The 3017-nt window shown below is 39.7% G+C and carries 1 protein-coding gene; it reads left to right on the top strand.

Annotated elements, in window-relative coordinates:
• On the top strand, positions 1-3017 hold a 3017-nt coding region (locus Q1V93_RS02295), incomplete at both ends, for a neuraminidase-like domain-containing protein (RefSeq protein ID WP_300660859.1).

The raw sequence follows: 3017 nt of genomic DNA, 5'->3' as shown, positions 1-3017 counted from the left end.
GTATTACGAGTTCCAGGTATCAATTTGTTGGGAACGGCTTTCCAAAATAATAAAATCCGTATTCAATCTCCGGTTTCTCCCGGTTATGCATTTGTTGCTTTCGAAATCTATAAGGTATCCCTGAATGGTGCAAATACAGAGGTATCATTGAAGAAATCGGTACCTGGGTCACCTCAAGAACCTATGTTCCAGCCTTATGGTACAATTCCCGTGATGCGTTATGACTCTGTTATTCCTGTGATAAGTCATACGGGCGTATCATCTATTGTTGTGGATTTAGCAGGAGAACCGATCATAAATGCATTGACAGGCGGGCAGATTCAGCTGATTAGTAGCGGAAATGATGATGTTTATAGTACTACAAATGCAGCAGGACCGCTACGTATTACTTTAGGATCAATAACTGTTGATTCCCTTGGGACTCATGTTGAATTAACGCTGGATCCTTCCTATGAATTGTCAACAGATTTCGCAAATGGAAACATCAGCTTTATTTTCGAAGCTGAAGTAGCCTTGGATACTGCAACAATACCAAATCCTCAAGCGATTTGTAATATACTTTTTGAGATAAATTTCCAATATTCCTATTTGACTCCGATTCCTGTGGGAATGACCAATCCCTTTTCCTATATCGTTTGGGATGAACCGGACACCTGGCCAGTTGAAGCAGATTTAGAACCGAGTTATTATACAAAGCTCAAAAAGGTATATGAGATCATTCGCTCATCTGCAACGGTAAGAGAAGACTGCTTATCCATTATTACTGAAAATTTACATACAAATGTGTATGAGTTTAGTCTCCTGATGGAAATATTCTTGTCTTATGAAGAGTTTTTAAATTCGATGTATTCTTACGACCAACCGGATATGGAGAAACGCTATCAAGCAGCCTCCATTTTGCGTAATTGTGCGCGAAAAAAACTAGATGCCAATTGGGTCAAAGAAGAAATCAAACACATCTCAAGTGGCGTCACATATCCTGCACAACTGATGCTGAATGCCCAATATTTCTGGAAAGCATTAACTGATCCATCTATTGGCTCCTGGGATCCATCTTTGCAGACCATTCCTGACAACTATCTTGAAATCACGAGCTCCAATGTTGCAATCATTGATCCGGAACTGGTATCCAGAGACCGACTGCTGATTTCACCTGATGCAGAGCCGTACATAGATCTGTACAATACACGGCAAGAGCAGCTGGAAGATAAGCGCAGAGAGTATTTCTCTTTACTTATGCCTTTTAATGTAGCGGGTTTTAAACTCATTTTAAATGAGATCAATACAGGAAGCCAGTTAGACGATTACGATATCTACCCACCATATCCAAATATGACGGCATTAATTACAGCTTTCCAGAGTAATGATGCATTCGTTAAGCAAGAGGCAACGGAGGTATTGTATGATGCATTTGCACTTACCCCGGAAGAATTTTCATTAATTATCCCGATAATGACAGCTTATCAGGATGCGGACCCATCCAATCAGCCCACACCGGTTGAATTGCGCTCTGTCGCCAATTTGCTGACTACAGCTTGTAAGCGAAAACAAATGTATTTTACAGATAATATGGGAAATGGATGGATTTCTCCGGAGATTTCTATGGGTGTCAAATATTATAATGTATTTCAACTCTGCATGGATCCTATCAGAGGAAATTCCCAGGATCGCTCCTTATGGCAGCAAACACTTGCGAAATGGAACAGGGTTCCAACCGTGTTTCCGGATATTGTTCCGCCCGAAAATATGAAAGAATTCGTTAATGGAGAAGTCGTTCATGATTTATGGATAGGTCGTAAAGGCACTTTAGATTACACATTTACAGACATGGGTACTGTGTTTTCTGCTTCGCTTACTTTCACAGTCCTGTTCTATAATTTTCGAGAGATTTTATTAAGCGATATCGTAAGACGTAAATTCGGAGCACCTTCAGCCACTTATTATCCCTACTTTACCGCGCTGTTTGAAAAAGAAGATGCCGGAGAAGATATTCGTCCTTATTTAAATCAACTCAATGTCCGAATATCCGAATACCGGTTTTTGAGAGAAATTTATACTGTTCTTAAAAATGGCGCAGAGACTACCCCTACTTCTCTGTCCAATTTACTTTCTTCAGAATTTGACAGCGTGATTAATATATTTATCCGGATTCACACTTCCAATACACACTATTTTGCACTTGTCGAGCAAGAATATGATTATAACATCGTATTAACCGGAGAAGATTTCCTGAATTATTCACCACCAATTATCAATTTCCCCATAAACCTGGTGCAGGAAACCGAACAATGGCGTTCACCGAATGCTGATAAAAAAGCATGGAAAGATACGTTGAATGCACGCATTGAACGTAAGGAAAAAGTAGAAGAGGAATGGAATAGAGTGATTGAAGAAACTGAAGACATTACCTTACCAGTGATGCGTGATGCTCTGATTCAAGCACTCCGAAATAATTGTGAATCGTTCGACGCTGCTGCTGAACGAATTGCTAAAACATTATTCGTCGAAACCAAAGACAATTGTTGTGTAAAACATAGCCGTGTATCACATGCCATTGAAACAATCCAAGGATTGATATTTGCTTTAGAAAGCGGAGTTTATGATAATTACTTGAACGGTTTCTTTTTTACAGCGCCTAATTTTGACAAAGAATGGCAGTGGCTTGGTTCATATGCAACCTGGAGATCAGCGGTATTTACATACATTTATCCTGAAAACCTGTTATACCCGACTTTGAAGCGTAAACAAAGTCCTGCATTTATTGAATTAGCAGACACCATCGGAAATGCGAACCGTTTCACGCCGATCAATGCTTGCGAAGCCGCAAAAAAATACCAAGCATATTTTGAAGATATTCAAAACCTGAAATTGGTTTGTACAGCCAATACTGAGGCATACATTTTCCGAAAAGACCCACTGGACTGTTGCGGAGATATGAATAACAGTATGCGTGAGTACATGACCTTCTATTTCGGGCAAAGCAAACTTACCGGTAAAGGATACTATTCTTCAAAACC

The sequence above is a fragment of the Fluviicola sp. genome (genome assembly GCF_030151805.1).
GTDB lineage: Bacteria > Bacteroidota > Bacteroidia > Flavobacteriales_D > Crocinitomicaceae > Fluviicola.
The sequence above is the reverse complement of the archived record's forward strand: the minus strand, read 5'-3'. Positions and strand labels throughout refer to the sequence as shown.